Source organism: Mesorhizobium sp. B4-1-4 (assembly GCF_006439395.2).
Lineage (GTDB): Bacteria > Pseudomonadota > Alphaproteobacteria > Rhizobiales > Rhizobiaceae > Mesorhizobium.
This window is the reverse complement of record NZ_CP083950.1, coordinates 2,829,725-2,853,390: the sequence shown is the minus strand read 5'-3', so window position 1 is coordinate 2,853,390 and position 23,666 is coordinate 2,829,725. Positions and strand designations below refer to the sequence as shown.

General features: G+C 64.4%; 19 protein-coding genes and 1 pseudogene. 7 read left to right on the top strand and 13 right to left on the bottom strand.

The genetic code is table 11. The features are described from left to right. Positions 1–81: 81 nt before the first annotated feature. Entirely contained in the window at positions 82–789 is a 708-nt protein-coding gene (locus FJW03_RS13830) for a GcrA cell cycle regulator (RefSeq protein ID WP_140767478.1), read from the top strand. Between the two features lie 247 nt (positions 790–1,036). Here FJW03_RS13830 and FJW03_RS13825 read toward each other — a convergent pair whose 3' ends face one another. Together FJW03_RS13825 and FJW03_RS13820 are read right to left on the bottom strand one after the other, a co-directional pair. After that, positions 1,037–1,405: a DUF982 domain-containing protein gene (locus tag FJW03_RS13825; RefSeq protein WP_140613228.1), complete on the bottom strand. Its 369-nt coding sequence runs from the start codon at positions 1,403–1,405 to the stop codon at positions 1,037–1,039. Between the two features lie 45 nt (positions 1,406–1,450). Next, a complete protein-coding gene (locus FJW03_RS13820) occupies positions 1,451–1,732 on the bottom strand; it encodes a DUF982 domain-containing protein (protein WP_140767477.1) in 282 nt (93 codons plus the stop codon). Positions 1,733–1,824: 92 nt separating this feature from the next. On the opposite strand from FJW03_RS13820, the gene FJW03_RS13815 reads away from it, so the two are divergent. The 3 genes from FJW03_RS13815 (at position 1,825) to FJW03_RS13805 (ending at position 3,493) form a co-directional block, all read left to right on the top strand. Then, positions 1,825–2,442 (top strand): YdaU family protein, encoded by a 618-nt coding sequence (locus tag FJW03_RS13815; RefSeq protein ID WP_140767476.1) that lies wholly within the window; start codon positions 1,825–1,827, stop codon positions 2,440–2,442. After that, entirely contained in the window at positions 2,363–2,746 is a 384-nt protein-coding gene (locus FJW03_RS13810) for a hypothetical protein (protein ID WP_140767475.1), read from the top strand. Before FJW03_RS13815 ends, FJW03_RS13810 begins: the two co-directional genes overlap by 80 nt. Positions 2,747–2,893: 147 nt before the next feature. After that, positions 2,894–3,493 (top strand): DUF6456 domain-containing protein, encoded by a 600-nt coding sequence (locus tag FJW03_RS13805; protein WP_140767474.1) that lies wholly within the window; start codon positions 2,894–2,896, stop codon positions 3,491–3,493. 66 nt (positions 3,494–3,559) lie between these two features. Here the strand turns inward: FJW03_RS13805 and FJW03_RS13800 are convergent, their stop codons facing one another. From FJW03_RS13800 to FJW03_RS13755, 10 genes are all read right to left on the bottom strand, one after another. After that, a complete protein-coding gene (locus tag FJW03_RS13800) occupies positions 3,560–3,868 on the bottom strand; it encodes a hypothetical protein (RefSeq protein WP_140698821.1) in 309 nt (102 codons plus the stop codon). A gap of 377 nt (positions 3,869–4,245) precedes the next feature. Continuing rightward, on the bottom strand, positions 4,246–5,502 hold the full coding sequence (locus tag FJW03_RS13795) for an IS4 family transposase (RefSeq protein ID WP_226890658.1): 1,257 nt from the start codon (positions 5,500–5,502) through the stop codon (positions 4,246–4,248). Between the two features lie 232 nt (positions 5,503–5,734). Next, positions 5,735–7,870 (bottom strand): acyltransferase family protein, encoded by a 2,136-nt coding sequence (locus FJW03_RS13790; protein ID WP_140767328.1) that lies wholly within the window; start codon positions 7,868–7,870, stop codon positions 5,735–5,737. A 198-nt stretch (positions 7,871–8,068) separates the two neighbouring features. Continuing rightward, positions 8,069–8,737, bottom strand: a complete 669-nt coding sequence (locus tag FJW03_RS13785; protein ID WP_140767329.1) for a GntR family transcriptional regulator — start codon at positions 8,735–8,737, stop codon at positions 8,069–8,071. Positions 8,738–8,785: 48 nt separating this feature from the next. Further along, the gene (locus FJW03_RS13780; RefSeq protein ID WP_140613218.1) at positions 8,786–9,529 is read right to left on the bottom strand and encodes a helix-turn-helix domain-containing protein; all 744 of its coding nucleotides are present in this window, start codon (positions 9,527–9,529) and stop codon (positions 8,786–8,788) included. Positions 9,530–10,170: 641 nt separating this feature from the next. After that, entirely contained in the window at positions 10,171–12,699 is a 2,529-nt protein-coding gene (locus tag FJW03_RS13775) for a patatin-like phospholipase family protein (protein ID WP_181169183.1), read from the bottom strand. A 504-nt stretch (positions 12,700–13,203) separates the two neighbouring features. Further along, positions 13,204–14,235: a hydroxyacid dehydrogenase gene (locus FJW03_RS13770; RefSeq protein ID WP_140767330.1), complete on the bottom strand. Its 1,032-nt coding sequence runs from the start codon at positions 14,233–14,235 to the stop codon at positions 13,204–13,206. Positions 14,236–15,133: 898 nt separating this feature from the next. Next, positions 15,134–15,334, bottom strand: coding sequence for a hypothetical protein (locus tag FJW03_RS13765; RefSeq protein ID WP_140613215.1), 201 nt, complete (start codon positions 15,332–15,334; stop codon positions 15,134–15,136). A gap of 237 nt (positions 15,335–15,571) precedes the next feature. Next, positions 15,572–16,780, bottom strand: a complete 1,209-nt coding sequence (locus FJW03_RS13760; protein WP_140767331.1) for an FAD-dependent oxidoreductase — start codon at positions 16,778–16,780, stop codon at positions 15,572–15,574. Between the two features lie 90 nt (positions 16,781–16,870). Then, positions 16,871–18,382 (bottom strand): formyl transferase, encoded by a 1,512-nt coding sequence (locus tag FJW03_RS13755; protein WP_140767332.1) that lies wholly within the window; start codon positions 18,380–18,382, stop codon positions 16,871–16,873. A 332-nt stretch (positions 18,383–18,714) separates the two neighbouring features. Between FJW03_RS13755 and FJW03_RS13750 the strand changes: the two genes are divergently transcribed. The 3 genes and pseudogenes from FJW03_RS13750 (at position 18,715) to FJW03_RS13740 (ending at position 23,162) form a co-directional block, all read left to right on the top strand. Then, the gene (locus FJW03_RS13750; protein WP_181173392.1) at positions 18,715–20,778 is read left to right on the top strand and encodes a GumC family protein; all 2,064 of its coding nucleotides are present in this window, start codon (positions 18,715–18,717) and stop codon (positions 20,776–20,778) included. Between the two features lies 1 nt (position 20,779). Further along, entirely contained in the window at positions 20,780–22,132 is a 1,353-nt protein-coding gene (locus FJW03_RS13745; protein ID WP_140767334.1) for a VpsF family polysaccharide biosynthesis protein, read from the top strand. A gap of 89 nt (positions 22,133–22,221) precedes the next feature. Continuing rightward, a pseudogene (locus tag FJW03_RS13740) lies at positions 22,222–23,162 on the top strand (IS481 family transposase). 46 nt (positions 23,163–23,208) lie between these two features. Here the strand turns inward: FJW03_RS13740 and FJW03_RS13735 are convergent. After that, complete coding sequence (locus tag FJW03_RS13735) at positions 23,209–23,496, bottom strand: GIY-YIG nuclease family protein (RefSeq protein WP_140613210.1); 288 nt, start codon at positions 23,494–23,496, stop codon at positions 23,209–23,211. Positions 23,497–23,666: the final 170 nt, after the last annotated feature.

Genomic DNA, 23,666 nt, shown 5'->3' with positions numbered 1-23,666 from the left:
CGACCGGGCCCGACCCTGACGCCTGGCCGACGGCGCGCTTGCAAGCGCGGCCGAAGGCGGACCCCTGGATGGAGCCTGGACATGGCAAGCTATAGCGACGCCGAATTGCACGAGATCGCCCGCTGGCTGAGGGACGGGCTTTCGGCCTCGCGGATCGCGACGGCATTCAGCACACTGCGCGGCAGCCCGGTATCGCGCAACGCCATTATCGGCATCGTCCACCGCAACGCCATGCTGGGCGCGATCGGCTTTGCCAACGGCAAGGGCATGCCGCCGGCGGCCAGGCAGGTTGCCGGCGAACGGGCGAAGGACAAGCGGACTGGCGGAACGCAGGCCAGCGGAAGGACAAAGGGCAAGGCCACCGGAAAGGCGGCCGCCGCCGTAAAAAAAGGTGCCGATGTGCCTGTCGGCAAGGGCGCCGCCACGCGCAAGGCCATGGCTGGTGTCAGGCACGACGCTTCGCCGGCCTGGCTGCCGCCGCGCCTGTTCGTGCGCGAGGTGGGCGTGCTGATCGCCGACGGCGAAGCCTATCGCTTCAAGGTGCCGGCGCCGCGGCGCGGCCCCATCGGTCGCCAGCCGCATGGCGTGGCGATGCGCTTCATCGATTGCCTGTTCGGCCGCTGCCGCGCGCCGCTCGACCTGACGCTCGAAGAGGACCCAGAAAACGATGCGACGGGCGGCCGGCCGGGCGCCGACATGCTGTGCTGCGGCATGCGCACCAAGGCGATGAAAAGCTACTGCGGCTACCACCAGGCGCGCTTTCGCCGCCGCGTTTGCGAGGCGGGGTGAGCTTCCCTTCTCCCGGTCCCTATACGGGGAGGAAAGACGTGGTCCGCGCAGCGGACGAAAAGCCAATTGCTGGCTTCGCGAACGGCGAATGCCGGCTGGCGGATGAGGGCCGTGCTGACGAGGCGGGGTTGAGGACGATATGAACTTCAAGCATCCGATTCAGATGCCACTTACCGAAGCGTCGGCGCCGCCCCTCATTGCCCTGCCGGACATTTCTAACCGTAAACGGGGAGAAAGAGGCGGAACCCTATTTCGGCGCCTGCCGGCCTTGCTTGGGCATGCGGCTCTGCACCGGGCGGGGTTCCAGTCTCATGGCCGGCCCGCTGTCGGCAACCAGGATGCCGGTGACGCGGGCGAAGCCGGTGAACGCCTTTATCGCATCGGATTCCGAAATCTGTGCCGCGATCGCCGCGCTGCAGGCGTTGAGCGCGCTGCGATAGACGTGACCGCGCCGCTCGATCGGCCAGCGCTGCAGGAAGTCGGCGGCATCGCTGACATTGTCAATTTCCTCGACATGCCCGTCCAGGCAGACTTTGAGCGGCACTCCGGTTTTCATCGTACCCACGACATTCACCTTCGGTCTGGCATTGCGCGCGGCTCTCAAGCCAGCGCTCATAAACGCGCGAGGCCGGCAGGCGGTTGCATCGCTCCTGCGGCGGCTTCAAGGGCTGGCGGCCGCGTCGAGCCAGTCGTGCGCGCGGCTTCTCGGCCTGACCACCAATATGCCCTGTTGCCTGGCGGCCTTGCTGAAGGCCTCGAAGGCCGTGCGCGGGCAGCAACTGCCCTCAACCGCGAGTCTGACCAGCCGTGCCGCGTCGAGATAGGCTGGCGCGGTCTTGTCGGGCCATGGGTGCCGCAGCGCGGTCGCGGCGTCGGCCACCGAGCCGACCAGCACGGTCTTGTTGTCGCAAAAGCGCAGGGTAACCGGCATGAAAGCCGTCATCGGCAAACCTCCCCTTGGCTTGGTGGCGTCATAACGTACGGGCCGACGGCTGGTTCCATCGGGCGGACCGTGCGCGCGGCGCGGGAGGCAGCATGAGCGAACGGCCCTTCATGCAGCTCTACGTCTCCGATTTCGTCGGCGACACGCTTCAACTCTCCACCGAGCAGATCGGCGCCTACATGCTCATCCTGATGGCGATGTGGAACGCCGGCGGCCGGCTGCCCGACAATGATGCCAAGCTGGCGCGGGTGGCGCGGCTCTCCCTGAAAAGATGGCGCGTCATCAGCGCCGATCTCCTGACCTTCTTCGATCGCGAAGCGGGCGAGATCGGCCACAAGCGGCTGACGAAAGAGCTGCACAAGGCGAAGGCCAAAAGCGAGGCGAGGACCGCCGCCGGCGCGCGCGGCGGCGCCGCCACCGCCTTGAAAACAAAGGCACATGGGGCACCAAATGCCGGTTCTTTGCCGCGGCATCTTCCAGACTCCAGAAACCAGAATGAAAAAGCTTCCGGTCTTTCACGGGAAAGGACGGAGCAGCCTCCGCCGCGCGGACCGAAAAAGCCGGCCGGCTGGATCAGGCCGAAAACCCACGCCGACGCCGCCAATGCCATCATCGAGGAGATCCGCATTCATGACCGCAGCCGAGCTGCAGCAGGCGACGAAGGCGCTGGCCGCGATGTTCTCATGCTTCCCGCAATCCGCCCTGACTGATGTCGAGATGCAGATGCGCGGCTATCTCGGCGCGGTACGCGACGCCGACCTGTGCGACCTGCAGGCCGCCATCCAGCGCTTCGTGCGCGGCGAGGTGAGGAGCGGCAATGCCCAGTTCTGCCCGTCGAGCGCCCAGCTCTGCATCGAGGTGCGGGAGAGGCGCACGATGCGTGAACTGATGGCGCGGCGGGCAGCCTCGCAAGTCTTGGATTCCTCGCCCCGCGAAGTGGGGGAGAGGTGGCCCGGCGAAGCCGGGACGGAGAGGGGGACGCCCTCGGCGAAGTCAAAGCCGGTTGAGAATTGATCGCTGAACGCCCAGCCCTGAAACAACGTCTGCTGTCGGCGCCGCCCCTCTCCGTCCGCTTCGCGGCCACCTCTCCCCGCTTCGCGGGGGCGAGGAACCCAGGTTCTGCAAAGCCCCACTCGAACACCCAACAGCAAGGAGCCACCCATGCCCAAAAAGACCAAACCCGCCAAACCGCAAGCGCCGAAACTGCCGAAGGGCGAGGCCGAGCAGGTGCGCATCCGGCGCGAGGTCGGCCATGATTTCGCGCTCAGGGACGACGAATTCGGCCGCAAGCGGCTGACCGTCGGTACGTTGGAGGCACGGCGCGTCTACGAGGTGTCGAACGACGGCCACACCTCCACCGGCGGCATCGTGCGGGTGCGCAATGTCGATCCGCTTTTGGGCATCACCTCGCTGTCGCGCCAGCAGCGCGAAGCCGGTCAGCGCTACCGCGAGGATTTTCAGTGCAGCCAGCAGGCTGATGTGAAGCCGATGCGCTGGACCGAGCGCGTCGATGGCGGCCGCCAGGGCGGCGGCATCGCCGACAGCGTGCTCGACGCCGGCCGCGCGCATGCCGCCGCCACCAGGGCGCTCGGGCATTGGGAGGTGGCCTTGGTGGTGCAGAAAGTCTGCTGCGTCGGCGGCTCGATCAAGAGCCTGGCCGAACAGACCGGCGAGGGGCGCGATGTGGTAACGAAGCTGTTGAAGGTCGGGCTGGACCTGCTGGCGGTGTACTATGGCATGATGATGAGGCGGGTGGGGTAGAAATCGCCCACCGCAATGATCCGGCCGACGATGCCGGCCGGATCGGTTTCACTCGATCAGATCAAATCATCCGCAGACGCGGACTTCCTCGACGACCCTGTGGTGGTGGCGCCAATGGTTGACCAGCTCGACGCGGCAACGGTGGTACCGGTGGTAATAACGGGGCCTGTAGCCTTCATCGTAGGCGTCATAGGCATGGTAGGGACCATAGTAGCGGCCGCCGTAATCTCCATAACCGTTGTAATAGTCGTTGCCGTAATAGTCGTTATAACCGCCGCCGATGCCGATGAAGACGTGACTTCGGGCGCTAGCGGGGGCGATCATCGCCGCCGCCGAAGCAATGGCGATAACCGAGACAAGCAGGAGCTTCTTCATTGCTGCCTCCTTTCAAGGTTGACCTAATATAACTCCTGAGATGCGGCCTCGTTCCATGGATTCGCGGGTAAGGCAGGGAACACCGGGCGGGATGTCCGGGCGGGCGTTCCTGGGGTTAGCGCCGAGACTGGCGAAAGCGCCGATGCGAGCTTCTTTCTCCCCGTTCACGGGAGGAATGCCCGGTAGGGCAGAGGGGCGGCGCAGCCGCTTGCTGCTTGGCATCTGAACCGACGTAGCAATCTCATCCTGCTCGCAAGTCCTGCCACGCTGGCGCTGCCCCTCATCCGCCTGCCGGCAGCTTCCCCCCGTGAGCGGGGCTAGCGTGCGCACACATTTGATTTGGCGGTGGTCAGTATGGGTTTGCAAGGACGAAGCCCTCAACAATGGCGTGGAAGCGTTTGAGGCCGTTGCTGAAGGTGACCGGGCCCGGCGGGCGCTCCTTTGGATAGCCGTTCCAGCCGCCGAGCCGGGCAATGCACCAGGCCGCCCAAGCGAGCGTGTGTGTGCGGATGCGGGTTCTTCTGCGTTTGGGTCTTGCCTTCCAGCCTGGCGACCAGCGCGTCCAGAACGGCGATCTCGGCGGGATTGAAGAGGCGTGTGGCCCTGAGGGTCTGGCCGGCCGCGTCGCGCCCGTGCACGAGTTGCATAACCCTGGTGGCCACGATCAGCGCGGTTGCAGCCAGACGTTCGAGTGCATCGCCATCGGCGATGAGGCTTTCCTCCAGATCGATGGCCTGCGACTTCAAGGTCCGGAACAACTGCTCGATGGTCCAGCGCGACCGGTAGAGATCGACGATGGCGATGGCATCGGCGAGTGTCTTGACGGTGTGGGTTGTCAACAGCCGCCAGATCACCGCGTCCTTGGGCGAAGGCGGATCGATCTCGCGCACTTCCACGATATTGAGCCTGACCGCGCGCGGATCGCGGCGGTCGGCCCCAAGGCGCGGCTGGCGCAAGGTGACCTCGGCGAAGCGAACGGCCAGGTGCACCTTGCGTCCCGGCCGGCCGGGACGCGCCTGCAGATCGAAGGCGATGCGGCCGGCTTCCGGCGTCTTGGCTATCTCGCCGAACAAGCGGCCGCCCTCTTCCCCCAGCGCCCGATCGCGCACAGCGCGCATGAGCACATGCGTGCGCTCGTCAGGCAGCCTTGCCAGCACCTCGTAGATGTCGGCCTCGCGGTCGCCGATCACGGTGAGGAGCGGCGTGTCGGTCAGCGCCTGGCGGGCCGCCGTGGCGGTGGCGATCCATTTGTAGCTTTCCTTGGCTTCGATCGGCAGGGCCTGGTAGTCGTCCGCCTTCTGCCCCCGGCGCCGCCAGATCGTGGCCGCCGCAAGGCCCAGCACCGACCCGTCGCCGGCATCCACGGCCAGAGCCGGGTGTACGAACAGCCCGATATCCTTGCCGTTGCCGACACATCCGAGGCCGCGCTTGCGCGAGGCCTTGGCCTGATAGTTGATCTCGCTGCTGTCCTCGATGATCAGCACATGACGGCCGGCCGCCGCCTTGGCCGTTTGCGCCGCCGCCGTGCGCACGATCTCCTGCACCGTCACGTTGGGATTGCCAAACAGCCGCGTGAACGCAACCTGTTCCGCGCGTGTATCGGCCAGCCGACGCATGCCCGCGCTGATGCGCATGCACATGCGCTCCAGCACCATGCTCCCCTTTTTTGCAAGCGCAGGTCGCCGAAGTATCCAAGCAGCGGTGCCATCGTCGAAATCTCCCGAATCAACAATGGCAGCTACAGAATCACACACGATTCCAACCCTTCAAGCCCCATCTGCCGCCCGGCCAATACGTCCCTTGACACCCCTCCGAAGCAGATGTGTGCGCACGCTAGGTGAGCGGGGAGAAGGGATATCGCACCCGCTAAAACAGCGCCTTTTCCAGCGGGCCTTCCAGCGTCTCCGCAAACGCCGTGGCCAGATGGTGCCGGTCGCGGAACGCCAGCTTGCCGCCGATGAAGACGTGGCATTGGGCGGGGCCGCAGAAGCGATCGGTCAGGTCGACATAGAGCGTGTCAGGCACGCTTTTCACCACGGCGCGCTCGGCGGCGGCGGCCTTGTCATTGGCGGCCTCGGTTCTTGGCGTGTCGCAGCGCGAGGGCGCCTTGCGCCACCAGAGCGCACGGGCCACGCAGGAATCGGCGAAGCTGTCGCCGATCGGCGTGTCGCGGATGACGGCCGTCTCGACGCCGGCTTTGCTGAAGGCCTGCAGTGTGGAGCGCAGGCCTGCCTGCCAGCGCGCGGTCTCGGCCTCGCGGCCGGCGGCTGGCATGTCGCGGGTCAGGTTGCCGATCGAGAATTCCGAGATCACCACAAGCCGCGGTTTGCGGCGGATTATGTCTGCTATCGCCTGTTCGCGCCAGGCGTCGCATTCGGTGTAGTCACGCTTCAGCACCGCGTTGAAGGTCGACAGCCGCGAGGCGCGGCACGAGGATTTGAGATAGGTGACCACCTTGGTGTCGTTGCGCCGGGCGGCCGCGACCAGCGGCGTCGACCAGTGGTCGGCATGCGAATCCCCGAACAGCACGATGGTGTGGGCGGCATCCGCCGGGCCGAACACGCAAGGCTTCGGTTTCACCGTGTGGAAGTCGAGCAGGCAGTTGGCGTCGCGGGCGCGCGCGATGGAGGGCTGTTCGGCGGCCTGTTCGATACCGCGCTGGGCAGGGTCGATATTGCGTGTGGCCAGGTGCGCGCTGGCATAGGCCACCGCCACGCCCGCGCCGGTCAACGCCAACGCGGGAGCCAAAGCAATTGCAGGAAAAATGCGAAGCGGTTTTGCGCCAGCAATCGCTACAAAACGAAAGGCTCGGGCGCCCGCTATCGGCCAGCCGCCGCGCCGCGCCGGGCTCTCGATCAGATGATAGGTGAGGAACGACAGCGCCAGCGCCAGAGCGCCGCAGCCGAGGCGCTGCACGACGGTGAGATCCGGTACCAGCATCCCGGCATAGACGATGACCGGCCAATGCCAGAGATAGAGCGAATAGGAGCGCGCGCCGATCCATTGCAAAGGCGGCAGCGAAAGCAGGGAAGCGGGCGCCAGCGCCTGCCAGCGGGCAGGGCTGGCGGTGTCGCCGTCGTTCTCTTCGTCGGCGCCGCTCAGCAGCACCAGGACCGTGCCGGCGACCGGCAACAGCGCGTACCAGCCGGGGAAGGGCAGGTCTTCGCTCAAGGCAAGATAAGCCGCCGCGATCAGCGCCAGGCCGAGCCAGCCCTGCACCGCGCGCAGCCATCGAGCAATTCCAGGGAAAGTGTGAAACGATTTTCCGTCCGCAATCGCGTCAGGACAAAGAGCCGGAGCGGTTTGGCGTTTCCGCGAAACGATGAACCGCTCCAGCCGGTGCCGCCACAGGGTCGCCGGCGCCAGCGTCGCCAGGCCGCCGGCGGCGAACTCCCAGGCGCGCAGCGGCGAGAAATAGAAGGCCCAGGCCGGCGCGGCGCTGGTCAGCCACAGGCAGGCGAGGAAGGAGGCGAGGCCGGCCGCGCCGATCACCGCTACCGCCATGCGCTTTCCCGGACGCAGCCAGGCAGCGAGCAGAAGCAGCGTGGGCCAGACGAGATAGAACTGCTCCTCCACCGACAGCGACCAGAAGTGGATGAACGGATTGCTCAAGGCATCGGCGGCGAAATAGTCGAACGACCAGCGCAGCAGCCACAGATTGATGGCATAGGCCGACGCATACATGGCGCCGCGCGAATAGAGCGCCTGCTCCTGCGGCGCCAGGATGAAATAACCGGCGGCGAGCGTGACCAGGATGACGAACAAAGCGGCCGGCAGGAGGCGCCGGGCGCGGCGGGCATAGAAGCGCCAGAGGTCGAGCCTGCCGGTCTCGGTGATCTCCCGCATGAGGTGCGTTGAGATCAGCCAGCCGGAAATGACGAAGAAGATGTCGACGCCGGCAAAGCCACCGGGCAGTGCGGCGAGGCCGAAATGATAGGCAACGACGCCGCCGACCGCCAGCGCGCGCAACCCCTGTATATCTGGCCGAAACGATGCCGACACGATAGTTCCTTTCGTGCAAGCCCAGCCCGCCCCGCGTGCCGGCCAGACGGCCGATATCGCAATGCAGCAGACTTTTCGCAGTGCAACATGGCCGGAAAAAGGAAAGCGGGAGGAAATTGATGGTGATGGCTGACATGCAGCGGCCGGTCGTGTGCAGGCAGGGATCGCAGTCGCGGGCCGGCCGAGGCGATCACTTTCCTAGCCGCCCGAAGCCTTCGTCTCGATCTCCTGGAGATAAAACGCCTTGCTCGGCTGCAGATGGTCGACGCAGAGCTGCGCCAGCACCCAATTGTCCCGGCGCTGCAGCGCCTCGATCATCATCGCGTGATGCTGGCGCGATGTTTCGAGCTTTTCCCTGTCGGCCAGCGAATTGGCCCGCACCGGCAGGCTGAGTCGCATGTAGTGTTCGATCGAGGACACCAGATAGGCGTTGCCGCAGGCCGAGAACATTGTGAGGTGGAAACGGTCATTGGCCTCGTGGATGCCTCTGAGATAACCGCTGTCGACATGGCTGCTGTAGACGCGGTGGATCCGCATCAGTTCCTCGATCAGCGCATCGCCGGCGGGCAGGGGGATCATCAGCGCCGCCTGGCGCTGCAGCATTTCGCGCACCTCGTAGATCTGGCGCACCTCCTCGGGCGAGAGCCGGCGCACCATGGCGCCCTTGTTGCGCTCGCGCGTGACGATGCCGAGCCGCTCCAGCTGGTAGAGCGCCTGGCGGATGGCGTGGCGCGAGACCGGAAAGCGGGCGAGCAGCACATCCTCGACCAGGCGCGTGCCGGGCGCCAGCCGGCCGAAGATGATGTCCTCCTCCAGCGCGTGCACGGTGTCGGCTTCCTTGCCGCCATAGTCGAAGCTGTTGAGCATCGCGCCCCCTGTTGTCTCCGGCCAACCTCGCCGGCTGGAAGCACCACTCTAGCCCTCGCGCAGGAGGCTTACCACAAGGTGGTCGAGGCGCGGGTTGTCAAGGCTGACGATCCCGGACATCTGCATCGCCTGCTTCAGGCTGATCCTGCCGAGTTCCTGGCGCATGATGACCCGCACGCAGACCGGTCCGGCTCCGGTCAAAACGAAGGCCTTGCCGACCAGGACCGGCTCCGAGAAAGGGGCCCACTGCACGGCCACGATCGACGGCTCCGCGGTCTGGCGGCGGTTGATGCCGGCGAAATAGATCCAGTTCAGGCGCGAGATCGCGATGCCATAATGCCAGCCCGGCGCCCGCGCGCCGCCCTGGCGATGGCCTTCGGTCCACCGCGTCACGCGCCTGAAGGTCACCAGCTCGGCCTCGCGCCGCACGAAGGTGACCGAGCGCATCAGAAGGTCGGGACGGTCCGGAACCGCGAAATAGGTGAAATAGGTGCCGCCCGCAATGGCCGGAGAAGGGCCACGCACCATGTTCTCGTAGAGCGTCCGGTGCATCGGCGGCAGATCCGGGTGTCCGGGTGCCGCGGCTTGCGGCGCCCCGTACAGCTCGTCCTCATCGATCCCGAAATAGGCGCAGATCAGCCTGGCCGTGGCCTGGTTGGGCACGCTCTTGCCCTGCAGGTAGCGCTCGAACTGCGAGCGGTTCATGCCCAGCCCGCGGCATGCGGCGCTCACCGACGCATGGCCGCCGACCAGCCGTCTGAGATTCGCGGCAACATTCTCCCGGATTGGCACGACTCCGCCCCTCGACAGATGTCCGAACCATTATTCAAGCGTTCGCTTATATCTCGCCAATCTCGCACAACATCGCGTCGGCGCGAATGGGACCTTCGGCCAAGAGGCGGGGCGGACGGGCCTCACGAAAGGCCCGCCACCGACGCGAATCGTGGCGGGCCTTCTGGAGTAGGCCGGGCTTCCCACCGTCCGGCCTTTTGCAAAACCTGTCGGCGGGGCGATCGTTCCATCACGACGGAAAGCCCGCCCCTCAAAGGGAAGCGGGCTTTCCCAAGCTCGTCAATATTGGATTGGCAAGAGTGCCAAGATCAGCCGCAAGGATGCGAAATGGGGCAGGCGACGGCGGCAATCGCCGACAGCCTGTCGCGCTTCACCAGAACTGGCTTTTGATAGGTCTTTTTCATGTGAATCCCCCATGTCCCGATACGCCTGAGGTAGAGCGCCCGAGACCGGATTTTGTCAAGGCGTGGCTGGAATAAAGAAACCCCGCCGGCCGGAGCCTGGCGGGGGTTGATTGGAGGAGTGATCGAATGGGAGACGATCCGGCTGCACAACGCGGTCGCCGCGCAAAGGTTCCAGCCCGCGCCTTTCGGGCGGCGCAATGGACGCGACCGTCTTTGCCCAGTTGGCATCCCGGCCAGCTAAAGGTGGCCCGCTGTCGCCGCCGCCATTGCTTTGGGCACGTTGAGCAGAGCCAGGGCCGCGGCGACCTGAGCCTTCCAGCCTTTGGGCATCTCCACCGGATTTCCGTAGCGGTCGGCGCCGGTCAGAAGCCCGCGTGCCGCGTGGAACCCCAAGGCGCGGTAGGCTTCGAACTGCTCCTCGGTGAAGAACTGGTCGACGGTCGTTTCGTGGGGAAATGTGGGATGGCGCCTGAAATAGTCGAGGATGTAGTCGTTCTCATCGCCGCTCAATGACGACTTGATGTAGATCAGGACGCCTGTTTCGTCGTCGTCATATTTGATGACGCCGATCGCGGCATGCGGGCCACGCCGGCCAGGCGGTCCCTCGGGCCCATAGGGCGCGGTTGGCGTTATGCCGAGTGCATTGGCCTGAATTGCCTGCCACCCCAGATCGATCCTGACGCCAAGATCGATACGGGCCATGACCTCCAGATTGACCAGCGATGGGAATGTCAGCGCCGGGTCGGCCTCGGCATCGACCGCGAGGATCACCTTGCAGCGGCGGCGCAGCAATTCGTAGATGCCGAGGTTCTCGATGTGGCCGCCATCGGTCAGGTAGACGTTGAGCCGGTTCTGGTTCAGGAGTCCGGCCGTCTCCGCCGCGAAATACCAGGTACCGACATTCGCGATCCAGCGATTCAAATGCTTCTTGAAGGCCACGATCCGGAAAGGGTTGGCCAGCCAGTAGCCGAGCCGGATGTTCAGCAGGGACAGGCTGAACGTAAGGATTTTTATTGTCTGCCGTCCCATATTCGCCGATGCCGCCGCACCCGACGTCGCCATTGCCGTGGCGAGGCTGAGGTCGGGCACCACCCTTTCCATGTCCGTCGAGGCGACATAGCGGGTCGACTGGCTGCCGACATGCAGCGGGCTGAAGATGAAATTGTCGGCGTTGCGGCCGCGTTTGTTGAGGTCCTTCGAGCCCTCGAGGTTTATGGCGGCATTGGACAGGAGATAGGGCGAGAAGGCCGCCCCTTCCTTCCAGTTTCCGGCCTCATCGACCGGTTTCAGGGACGAAAATTTCCAGGTGTCGACCGAGTCCGACGGCTGCTTGCCTATGGTGCTCCTCTGCATGAGGAAGGCGCGGCTGAGACGGTCGCGATAGAGCCTGTGGAGCGAGTTCGAATTCGGTCCGATCAACAGGCAGATGGCCGAGAAGAGCAAAGCGGCGCCCAGATATGTCGCGCCGATGGGGCCAAGCCGGGAAAGCGGGCCGATATACCAGCCCGCCTCGCATTGCGTGACTGTCTTCAGCCAGCCCGGTGTTTCCACGCCGCACCACTCGTCTCCTTTGCGGATCGCCCAATAGCTCAGATAGATGTACGTCACCCACAGCATGAACGGCACGATCACCGCGGCGAGGTAGAGGACGAGCCGGCTGCCGTTCTTCTTGATCGTCGCGCTCCAGCTCACATCGCCAAATGCCGCCTCGGCGAGCTTGGCGAGTTTTTGCGAAACCGAAATCAGCACCGCCACCGTCGGCACGAGCACGCTGGCAAGCGAGGGCAGAATGCTCGCGAAGGCCGACAGAAAATCCTGGAACGGTTCTGCCAGGACGAATGTCTGGTCGGTGGAACTGATGACCTTGTCGTTGGCGTTCGCAAGCATGCCCGAAAGCACCAGGGGCTGGATGTCGATGATCGCCGAGGCGAGCACCACGGCAACCAGCGCGCCAAGGGCGCGGCCGAGAATCTCGCGGCTCCTCAGCGAGCCGGTGCGGAAGGTGAGGGACGTGTAGAGCGCGCTGCCGAACATCACAAACGCCGCCAGCGCGGCAAGCACCACGGTATGCGCGAAGTACTTCATGGTTGCGCCGAGCATTGGCAGTTTCGAGACCGAAATGCCGAAAATGCCGGGTCTCACCAGATCCGCTACGGTGGGGTTGATCGCGATGGTGAGCACGGCAAGCAGCAGCAGGGCCGGCAGCACGATCAAGGCGTTGACCAGCAGGCCCCGCATGACCAGCGCGATGCTGACCAGATAGTCCGCGGCACCGCTGGGCGCCAGGAAATTGGAGAAGTCCCGCAAATGCTGTGTTTCGGGCGTCTCCGCCTCGTCGAGCCGGCTTTCGAAGGGGAATGTGCGGCTGTCCTGCATCATTCCGGCCACGACCGAAGTGCCGATATAGCCGCCGCCCGAGACGGTGGAGAGGTAGTCGACGGCATCGAGCGGGCGCGGACTGCCCGCCGGCGCCAGCGACTCCAGCGCCTGCAGCACGCCGAGGCAGTAGGAGGCCGAGCGCACGCCGCCACCCGAGAGCGCTATGCCCGTAAGATTGCTGGCTTTCTTCGTCCTGATCGCACCGCGTTCCGGGTCGGACCGTGCCTCGTCGATCGCCGCGTCGCCGCGATCGACAAGGAAATGGCTGGTGGCCTGGCCGGTGCCGTTTGCCCTGTGTTCGGCCACGGCGCCGCAGCGGATGCGCATGCGGCGAAAATTGACAGCGCTCAGTTCGCGGCGGAAGACCTCGATAAAATCCAGGGGCACGCCGATCTCCATTATTCAGGAACCGCACGCTGTCCGTATTGTAGGGAAATATCCTTGCGCCACTAAAGCGCGTGCTGTGCGCGTTGTCCACAGCGGGACGCTCGCATGGCATTCTTACTGGCACACCGGTTCTTTTTGTTGCGCCTGGCTTCGTCAAGTCTGGCAGCGCCGCCCGGGTCGATGGCCATGCGGCACTCCAGTCAAGCTCGGCTTGGAGTGCCGCTGCCCCGCGCATACGCCGTTTTTGAGCGGCCCTGAAAAACTCAGCGCCGAAGCGGTCCGAATCCTTGCCGATGAGGCTGCGCAGCTTGTGGTGGGATATCTGCGGTCATTCGGTTTCGAGGACAGCCTCGCTCGAATAGCCGAGTTGAGAGCGCCAGCAAAGCTTCCGATGTTCTCAAGCGCTTCGGCGGTTTCTTGTGTTCAGTCCACGCACTGGGAGGCCGGATCCTGATGCAAAAATCACGCACAACCGATGCAATGGGGCCGCGCGAGGCTCGCCCCTCAATTCCTGTCCGACGGCTTGGAGCGCATCCTCGACACCGTCTCACGCTCCGCCCGCTTGCAGCGCAACGGCGGCAGGCCGCGGTCGATCAGGTCCATATCCTCCAGCACCATGTCGCCCATCCGCTTGAAGGCGATGTCGAGCGCGCCGGCGCGGTGGGCGGAACGCAGGAAGCCGGGCAAAGCGCGCACCGGGTGATCCCGGGCCAATGGCTCTTCCGGGAAGACATCGCTGGCAGCAACGATGTGGCCGCTCTTCACCGCCGCCATCAGGGCCGGGAAGTCGACGACGCCGGCGCGGCTGAGCAGGATGAAGGCGGCGCCCTGGCGCATGCTGGCAAAGGCATCGGCGCCGAGAAAGCCCTGGTTCTCGGAGGTCACCGAGGCGACGACGAAGACGAAATCGCTCGATGACAGAACGTCCTCCAGCGATGCCGGCTCGACACCATTGTCGATCAGGATCGATGGCGGCAGCCAGGGGTCGAAGACCTTTGTGCGGGTGCGGAAACCCGACAGCAGCCGGTTCAGGGCGCGGCCGAGATCGCCGAAGCCGATAATGCCGACATCGGCGCCCGAGAGCAGCCGCGCCGTCTGGTTGCCGTCGCCGCCCCATAATTCCTTGCCCTGGCGGAAGGCGAGATCGGCGTCGACGATGTCGCGGGCGAGGTTGAGCGCCATGGCCAGGCCAAGCTCGGCCACCGGCTCGGCGAAGACCAGGCCTGTCGTGACGACATGGATGCCGCGCGCGAACAGCGTCTCGTAGGGCATGTTGTTGATGAGATTGGTCTCGACATTGAAGACGCAGCGCAGCGCCTGCATGTCCTCCAGCGTCTCCAGCGAGATCGGCGGCTGGCCGATGATGTAACGGGCCTGCGCCAGCACGTCGACCGGCAGTCCGGCGACGCCGTCGGCCGTGGTCTCGACGACGCGGTAGTGCGCCTTGAGCCGCGCCAGCTGCGGCGGCGTGAAAATCAGCTCGAGCGTGCGTGGTTCGGGCGCGCTGATCACCAGCGGTAAGGCATCGTTTGGCATGGCAGATTCCTCCCGGCGCTATTCAGGCACGCCTGCACGGAAGAGAGAATACCGCCGATGGACCGATTTACCGCCAAAAAACGATTTGAGGCCGGTTCGGGCGCATCATCTGGCAATCGCGCATGAAAAAACCCGCTGGCCGAGCCAGCGGGCGATGGAGGTTCTTGACCTGGCGGCTTGTTTCAAACAGGGCAGGTCGATGGTGTGCAAACAGCTGTGACGGCCGAAAGCCTCTCGCGCTTCAGCAACACCGGCTTCTGGTAAGCCTTCTTCACTTTTAGTCCCCCAGTTTTCCCTCAGACCCGAAGCCTGCTCGCGCCACCGGGGATTGTCAACGCAAGACACTGCCACGGCTCGACCGATAAGCCGGCAGTGTGGCCGATTCGCAATAGTGCGATGCGGCGCGCGCGTCTGGTCTCCGGCGCGGCCGTAATGGTCGGTGCCACCTCAGCCGTTGCGCCGCGACGGGTGATCTCCTGGCTGTCACAACCCATGTTGTGACAGCGTGTCCTGGCACAATTGACACCGCAGGGCGAAGCGGTTCTTTTGGCGCCGTATCCAACGCGGAGGGTACTATCCGATGAAGAAATACGAGAAGCCAAGCTGGCAGAAGCGTGAACGGTTGTCGGTCGTCACGGCTGCACCCAGTCTTTCGAATTCGCCGCCCTGAGCCGATCAGGCATAACGCTTTTCGCCTGGCGAAGCGAAACTCCAGGGCGCGGTCGGTTGATCGCGCCTTTTGCTTTCGCGGGCAGGGATAATTGCGTCGTGGGCACCGGCCAAAAAAGGAAAGAATAGCAGCTCGGAACGCAGGTCGAGTTTTGCCCTTCACCCCATATTGAAGCGGTCGTTCGTGATCGCTTGATGTGCTCGAGTGGATACAGGCAGGTGGCAGTCGTCAACTCGCATCTATCGGTCGCTCATTCGACGATCTGGCCTGCATGGATATCAACTGTTGCTCTGCCTCTGAAATGGCCACTCCGATCAAGCTGTCGAATTCGGTCATCGCGTCCAGATGCCCGTGATCGATTATGGATTTTCGAAGGATGCGCATGGCAAGAATAGCGTCCTGCAACGCGCGATCGATGTTCTTGACCATAACGGATCTCCTCAAGAACGGATCTCCTCAAGACATAAGTTGTCGGGGCCTCGCTTGTTCCGCGTGATGGTTGTTTTCGTTACGATCGATCTCTTGCCTGACCGCAATTCAAGGCGGAAACCGTTACACATTTTTCGTGGAAGTGGCTTGGGTCGAGAGGCTGGCGCTTCCTTGCTCCGCACGGAGGGAGAAGGGAAGACGCCTCTGCTTTCGATGGCGAGAAAAGCTGGAAGTCCCTTACGCCATGCCCGGCTCCCGGCGCAGTCCCAAATGACCCATCTTGCGTCCGATGATCATCAACTGGCGCGCCGTGTTGTTGCGCAGTCGGCGGAAACGCCATTCCAGTCCGGTGCCCGTGGTGATCGCCCTGGCATAGTGGCTGACACGCATACCGTCCTCATCGGCGGCTATTTTGACTGGATCATCATAGAAGGCGCAGATCTTGTCAGCAGCCATGCCTGGCGTTTCGAGCCAGCGCGGAATGTGAACAGAGTGGAGCTGATCGACATCGGTCATTACCCGCACGATGCCAACGCCCGGCGTTGGATCGGTCGTGCAGAAGGCGTCGCCAACAAACACAACCCCGTCACGCCGATGCCCTTCCGTCCTCGTCAGATCGATCGGCCTGATGTCGACAGGCCCGCTGATCTTGAAGTTTCCGCACTGAGCCGCGATCTCCGGCATCATTTCGCAAAGCATTTTCTGCGGATCCTTGCGGAACGCCTTGGTCCACGGCTCGCCCGCCTCCCGGTACCCAAACATGTTCCCACGCATGACGCCATTGATGGGAAACACGCTGAGATAAGCGATGCGGTCCTCCGGTCGCCTGGCGAAACAGGTGACTGCCTGATAGGCGCATTCGTCCGGCGGGGTGGCAAGGTCGAATCCGATCGAAAGCGAATGGCCCTTTGATTCTTCGATGCGGCGGACGCCGACGGCGCGCCGCACGGCCTCGCTGTGGCCGGTGGCCACCACCACGAGCCGCGCCTCGATGATGGCGCCCGTGTTGAGGACAAGCCGCTGCTTGTCCGGTCCGGTCATGATCTCGGCGACCTTGCCCACGGTGACCGGTACCTGGGGCGGCAAGGCGGCGCGCAGGCCGTTGATCAGCGCGCCATAAGAAAAACCATATTCCACGCGCCGCTCGCGTGCGAACAGCTGGCCAAGGCGAAAGACATGGATGTCGTCCATCGGCGTCATCAGAGGCAGCACGATGGCGTCGAGGCCGAGTTTCTCGAATAGATGCGTCTGGTCCGTGCCGAGCTTCTCCGCCCGGAACTCGTCTGGATGGGTCCGATGCGGATCGACCAGCGCCACCTTGCGGCCGACGTTTCCCAAGACCGTTGCCAAGGTCGTGCCGGCCAATCCGGCACCGACAATCGCCACGTCGACTTCGGTCGGGACAGTCTCGGCGGGGTTCACGCCGCTGCCCTTTATGCTGGTCATCTTCCCTCTCCACAATCCGTAGTGGAAAATATCTTCCGGACCCTTATCAACCTCAGGCAACCAGCGCGGATGACTGGTGGTAACCAATGTTCAGGTTAATGACGGTCGCCTCGTCTGTTTCCAGCGCGGCGCGATCGCCGAGCCATCGATGAATTCCAGCCCACCCGCCTCGTTGAGCGTGTGCAGCTTGCGCCCATTCCATAGCGCACCAGGGGTTAAGATCGTCTCGACCACCTGCTCCATGCCGTTCACATCAAGGTGAGCAATGCGTGCGATGCCGAGGGCCGCGCCATAGCTCCTGCGACAGTCCTGCACGGGGCGCAGCAACTGGCCGTTGCGTTCCACCATGCGGCCAGCCGGACGCGCCGAGGCGATGTCGACCAGCACGGGATTCTTGGGGTGCGGCGTCCAGGGGCCGCGAAAGTCCGGCGCCGACCACAGGTGCAGCGCGTCGGAGAAGGCGCCGCCACCATCGCGCACGGTGGCGAACAGCCACCAGCGCCCGCCATGCTCGACCAGGGTGGCATCGCTGGCGACGATGTCGGACAAGAGCGTCGCTTCCTTGACCCAACCGCCGGGGAAGGCTGTCGCCCGGTAGAGATCGACCGTGCGGTTGGCGCAGCTTTCCGGCACCATCCAGACCTCGCCATCGCGCTCGAAGACGAAGGGATAGGAGAGATGGTAGGGCAGGTCGAGCACCGGTTCGGGACGTCCGATCGGGCCTGTCGGACCGAATGGCACGGCGGAGATGATGGCCTTGCCCAGCCGATGGATATAGTCCTCGACGAACAGGGTTACCTGTCCCTGGCAGAGGATCGGGAACGGATCGGCGTAGAAGCGGCTGCCGTCGTCGGGCAGCACCCGCCAGCCCGATGCCGGATGCGCGCCCAGGTCGAACAGGTCGCGGCCATCGGTCTGGCGCCAGCCCACCTTCCAGTGCGGGGCGTTGTAGCAGAGGTGGTAGATTTTTTGGACAATGCGCCGCGCCAGCGCCTTGCCCGCCCTGACACCGAGCTTGGCGGTGGAGGGAATCTGTGGAAGAGCATCCGCCTGCGCCGGCTCGGGCAGGACGGGCAGGGCGGCCCGCGCCGCGCCCGTCATTGCCGCCAGGATCAGGCTTGCCGTGCGCGCCAGCATGTCCTGGAAGGAGGCCAGCGCGATGCCGCCATATTCGGTGCCCAGGCGTCCTTCGGCGACGACCGTGCCGTTCTCCTCGATGCGGGCGACCGGCGTGCGGCCGTCGAGGATCGACGCCAGCAAGGCCGCTTCGCCGGCGGCGCCGTCATAGGTCATGCGCCAGACGCGCGTTCCGTTCACATGCGCGTCGCCGCAGAGGTCGAGCACGAGATCCGCCGGAGCGGGCGGTTCCGCGCGATAGGACGCCAGGGTCGACAGCGGCAGGCGCTTGGCCGGCCCGTCCGCCGGCAGGCCATGGATGGCCGTTTCAAGTTGGAACAGCGCCGCGGCGCTGCCTGGAATGCCGCCCCCGGCCGGCCTGGCGTCGACGCAAACCTCGACATGCGGCAGCACCGCGAGGCGCTGCAGCAGCATGAGGTGAAAGGCACGCACGCACTCGCTGTCCAGGCGCAGGCTCACCCGCATGTCGCACCCTTAGCATTCCAGTGTTCGGTATCTGGCTGGTGTTCGAATTCCGGACATGGGCGAGGGCCGGACGAATGGGCCGGAGTGAAGTGCTGACCCATTTCAATCCGTCTCCTGCTCGCCCACGCCCGTATCAGCACGCCCGTGCCTGTACTACGCAAACTCCGTGCCAAAAATCAGAAGAGCTCCCAACATAATTAACAGTGTTTTAATGGTTGGAGGAATAGCTAGGCTGAAGCCGCAATTTAAGCTTGCGGGCCCAAGGAGTGTTGTCGGAGCGACCTTTGCAATCATCCCTGCTCTCGTTGCCGCAACAACACGCTCCGGAGGTGATGCAACATGCTCCGGAGCCCGTGCCGGCGTCCTATGCGTCCTCGACCGTCGAGCTGGGTGACCTGAAGCGCATATTGGTGCGCCGCCGTTTCCTGATCTTCGCCACCGCCGCGCTGCTGACCCTCGTGACGCTGCTCTACGGGCTGTTCACGCCGGCGCTCTACAGCTCGGTGGCGGAAATCATCATCGACCCGCAAGACCTGCAGGTGGTCACCAACGACGTCAATCCGAGCCGCGTGCCGCCCGATGGCGGCATCACCATGGTGGAAAGCCAGGTCGCCGTCGTCCAGTCGACCGGCGTGCTGCTGAGGGCCATTCAGGCCACCAACCTGACCGAGGATCCGGAATTCAACGGGCAGGGCGGGTTGTTGAGTCATTTGCTGGGCTCGGGGTCGGCCGAGACCGAGAAGACGGCGAACACGCTCGATGCCCTGCGCCGGCGGCTGGCGGTGAAACGCGCCGACAAGGTGCTGGTCATCGACGTGATCGTCACCGCCAAGAGCGCGGACAAGGCGGCGAAGCTCGCCAATGCCATCGCGCAGGCCTATCTGGCGGACCAGGCCAGCGCACGCGCCCAGGCCGCCACGGACGCCTCCAAATCAATCACCGCGAGGCTCGACGAGCAGCGCAGGCGTGTCCAGCAGGCCGAGAACGCCGTCGAGGCCTATAAATCCGCCAACAACATGGTGATGGCGGCGGGCAATCTGGTCAGCGACCAGGAGCTGACCGAGATCAACACGCAGCTCTCGGCCGCGCAGAGCCGCACCGCGGCGCTGAAGGCGCAGGTCGACCAGCTGCGCCGGTCCGGCGCGCCGGACGCGACCTCGGAAGCGATGCGCTCCTCGGTGATTTCGAGCCTGCGGGCGCAGGAGGCGACGCTTGTCGACCAGGTCTCGCAACTTGGCACGGAACTCGGGCCACGCCACCCCTCGATGATCGCGGCCCAGCAGCAGCTTCGCGACACACGCGCGCTCATTGCGCGCGAACTCGCCCGCATCGCCGCCGCCGCCGAGACCGACTATGAGCGGGCGCTGGCCAACCAGCAGGCGCTGGAAGCCAAGGTCGCGGGCATGAAGAGCAAGTCGCTCGACACCGATCAGGCCTCGGTGAGGCTGCGCGAATTGCAGCGCGACCTCGAGGCGCTGCGCTCCGTCTACGCCACCTACCTTCAGCGGGCGCAGGAGACGCGCGAGCAGATCAATGTCGACAGCACCAATGCGCGCATCATCTCCGATGCCATGCCCGCCCTGAAGAAGAGCTGGCCGCCGCTGCCGCTGCTGCTCATCGGCGCGCTCTTCGGCGGGCTGGGGTTGGGCACCGGCATGGCGCTGATCGCGGAATATTCCTCGCCGACCGTGCTTTCCCGCGCGCAGATGGAATCGGCCATCGAGGCACCGGTGCTGGGCGTGCTGCCGGCGAAAACGGCGCGCCGCCGCTGGTGGCCTTTCGGCCGTTCAGCCGCGCCGGCCGGAGAGAAGACGGATGCGGTCGCGGGCTTGGCGCTGAGGCGTCTGTTCGCCGCCAGCAGGCGGCCGCCGAACTGGCCTCTGGTGCCGTCGATCCTGGTGACGTCGCCGCCGCAGGATGCCGCGCAACGAGGCCGGGTGGCGCGCCTGCTCGCCAATGCCGCCGCTGCCAGAGGCAGCCGTGTGCTGTTCATCGATAGCAATACCGGCAGCGGCAAGAAGGAGCCGCAACCCGGCCTGCTCGACGTGCTGCGCGGCGAATATGCCTTCGAGGCGCTGAGCCAGCGCACACCCGGCAGCAATGTCGCGGTTCTGGGCGGCGGCCGGCCAAAGGCTGGCGTCTCGGAGGCGCAGGGCGTCTATTTCACGCAGCATATGCTGGCGCAGGCCGGCCACAGTTTCGATCTCGTCGTCGTCGACGGCGGCGCGCTGGCCGACAATCTCAACGTCTCGCCGCTGGTCGCCATGGTCGACGAGATCGTGCTCGTCGCCACGCTGAACGCGACGCCGATGCACGACGTGACGGCGGCTTCGCAGGCCATTTCCGTCATGGGGCGGTTGCCGACCGCCGCCATGCTGGTCGACGAGGCAGCCTGACATGACCGCCAGCCGGCCTGCCGTCCGGGCCGCCACCCCGGCAGCCGGCTGGGGCGTTCCGGTTCCGGCGGCCGCCGGCAATTCCATGGACTGGGTGACCGGCTATGGCCTGGTCGCGGCGGTGGCGTTGCTGTTCGGCATTTCGGGCGGCATGCTGTGGCTGGTGGGTTACAATTATGACGGCCTGACCGGCAATCCGGCCACCAAGATCCATCCCTCCACCTATCTGCTCGTGCTGATGTTCGCCTGGCGCGCCTGCACGTTCGGCAACCCGATGGGTTACGTGGTGACCGTCGCCGACAGGCGACCGGCCAGCGCGCTGCTGGCGGTCATGTCGATCGTGCTGCTTGTCGTCGTCATCGTGCGGCAACGTCCCGGCATGGCCGGCATGATCGACACGTTCGTGACGCCGGCGCTGCTGGTGCTGATGCTCAGCGAGAACGACGAGAAGACATTCGCCCGCCTGCAAACGGTGGTACACGTGATCATGACGGCGAATGCGCTGCTGGCGCTGGTTGAGTTCGCGACCAAGACGCTGGTCTTTCCGTATCGCCTCGACGGCGAGGTGTTCGCCAACGATCTGCGCTCGACAGCGCTTCAGGGGCATCCGCTCGTCAACGCCACCATCACCTCGATCTATGTGCTGGCGCTGCTCTCCGGCTCGAAATCGCTGTCGATGCCGCTGCGGCTTGGGCTGATCGGCCTGCAATGCGCGGCCCTCGTCGCCTTCGGCGGCCGCTCCGCCATGGTGCTGACGATCATGCTCGGCGGTTGCTATGTCCTCATCCAGGGCCTGCGCACCTTGCGCATGGGGCGTGTCAATCTGCTAGGCGCCGCGCTCGGCTTCATCCTCGCCGCGCTGATACCGGTCGTCATCGTGCTCGCGGCCTCATACGGCTTCTTCGACGCGCTGCTCGAGCGCTTCGTTTCGGATTCAGGCAGTGCCAACGCCCGCGTCGAGATGTTCGATCTGTTCCAGCACCTGGAACTGCGCGACCTGATCGTGGGGCCCGATATCGACCTGGTCGAGAGTATGCGCCGCATCAGCGGCCTCGAACAGGGCATCGAGAACCCGATCATCCGCATGGTTCTCTATCAGGGCGCTTTCTTCACCCTGTTGATGGTGTTCGGTTTCGCGCTGTTCACGCATGAGGTGGCACGCCGCTGCCATCCGGGAATATGGCTGCCGATGCTGGGCTGGCTGATGCTGCTCAACACCTCCGAGAGCCTGGCGTCGAAGACAACGCTGATGACCAAGTTCGTGGTGATCGCGCTGGCGCTGTACCCGGCGCGGGCGGTGGTGCGAGGGCGCCAGGCGACGCCGCTCCCCGCGCTTCGTCATCCTAGGGCGTAGCAAGGAGCGAAGCGACGCGGCGCAGACCCTAGGTGTTTGATCCCGAGCTTTAATGGTGCGATATTTTCTTCCGACTGGAAGGATGGGTTATGGGACAAGTTCTGCACGGCCGCGCCACGACGACAGAGGCAATCCGTCGAGCAATACAAAATAGTCAAGAGAGCCTGAGGGCGCTGGCCAGGCGCTACGGGATCGATCAGAAGACGGTTCGAAAGTGGAAGAACCGAACCTCGACCGCCGATCTTCCGACAGGCCCCAAGGACCCGAAGTCGACGGTGTTGTCTGTGGAGGAAGAGGCGGCCATCGTCGCCTTTCGCAAGCACACGCTGCTGCCACTGGATGATTGTCTCAGCCGACGATCCCGCATCTGACACGCTCGTCCTTGCATCGTTGCCTTCAACGCCATGGTATTTCGCGATTGCCGCAGGTGGATGGTGACAAGCCGGCCAAGAAAAAGTTTCAGGCCTATCCGATCGGCTATTTCCATATCGATATCGCCGATGTGCAGACCGCCGAGGGCAAGCTGCGTCTCTTCGTTGCCGTCGACCGGACGTCCAAGTTCGCCTATGCGCAGCTACACGCGACGGCGGACAAGATGACGATGGTCCAGTTCCTGCGAGATCTGATCGCGGCCGTGCCCTATGCCATCCACACCATTTTGACCGACAACGGCATCCAGTTCACCAACCGAAGCTGCGACCGCCATGCCCCCCGGCATATCTTCGATGATGTCTGCGCCGACCATGGCATCGAGCACCGGCTCACCAAGATCAACCATCCCTGGACCAACGGCCAGGTCGAGCGGATGAACCGAACCATCAAGGACGCGACCGTCAAGTGCTTCCACTATGACGATCACGATCAGCTGCGCCGACACCTCGCCGACTTCATCTCAGCCTACAATTTCGCACGCAGGCTCAAGACCCTCAAAGGCCTCACGCCTTATGAGTTCATCTGCAAAATCTGGAAAAAAGAGCCCGAACGGTTCAGACTCGACCCGGTCCATCAAATGCCGGGACTAAACACCTAGGATCCATGCCGGGACGTTGGCCGAAGGATGCAGCGGTGCAGAATGCTCACCATCCCGTGCCGCGAAAAAGCTCGAACCACTCGGGATTGGTCTTTTCGATCAAGTCGATCTTCCATTGGCGTGGCCAGCGCTTCAGCGACTTTTCGCGCTGGATAGCGTCAGTGATGTCGAAATATTCCTCGTACCAAACAAGACGTTGCACGCCGTAGCGGCCCGTGAAGCGTGCGCCTTGGCCAGACTTATGCTCGGGCATACGGCGCCCGAGGTCATTGGTGACGCCGATATAGATCGTGCCGCGCTTTTGGCTCGCTGTCATATAGACATATCCCGTCATGCGTGACTTTGACTCCCGTTGGTTCGGGTGACTATTCTTGACCGCTGCATCCCTTGGTCGACGTCGCGGCATGGATCCTAGGGTCTGCGCCGCGTCGCTTCGCTCCTTGCTACGCCCTAGGATGACGAAGCGCGGGAAGGTTTCGGTCAATCTCCGCGGTCAGCGCTACC